Annotated in this window: 1 protein-coding gene; it reads left to right on the top strand. The window is 48.4% G+C overall.

Features of this window, described 5'->3' with window-relative positions; all coding sequences use genetic code 11:
- Positions 1-490: T9SS type A sorting domain-containing protein (locus AAHB90_RS32535; protein WP_342089499.1), on the top strand; the 490-nt coding region annotated here is incomplete at its 5' end.
- Between the last annotated feature and the right edge of the window lie 78 nt (positions 491-568).

The raw sequence follows: 568 nt of genomic DNA, 5'->3' as shown, positions 1-568 counted from the left end.
CAAAACCGCACTGCTTTCCTGGTCGACCAGTGAAGAAATCAACAGCGACCGATTCGAGATCGAACGCAGTGCCAATGGCAAACAGTGGAATAAAATAGGATCGGTAGAGTCCGGTAAGGAAAGTACAACCGTGCAGAACTATTCATTCCCTGATAAGGAACCTCTGCCAGGCCAGAACCTGTACCGATTGAAGATGGTGGATCAGGATAACACGTTCGCGTATAGTGTCATCCGTCGGGTCAACACGGAGGGCAGGGGAATTGCCCTTTACCCCAACCCGGCAGCGGATTTTGTCAAACTCGACGGCGTTGAACCAGCCTCGGTCAAAAATGTCGAAATCCTTAGTCACAACGGGACTTCTGTTTATCAATCCGCCGCTGTTTCTACCGAGGGTATCGATGTCAAAAAGCTGGCACCAGGTGCTTATCTTTTGAAAATCACCGACCTGAACGGGGCACTAAACACACAAAAGCTGCTTATTGCAAGATAAGTTTTAGTTGATAATCAATGCCTTTTCTAGTATTACAAAAACCGACAGCCCGGCAGATTCCTGCCGGGCTGTTTTGTG

Origin of the sequence: Dyadobacter sp. OTU695 (genome assembly GCF_038440355.1) — a bacterium.
In the GTDB taxonomy this organism is placed as follows: domain Bacteria; phylum Bacteroidota; class Bacteroidia; order Cytophagales; family Spirosomataceae; genus Dyadobacter.
This window is presented reverse-complemented; position numbering and strand designations above follow the sequence as displayed.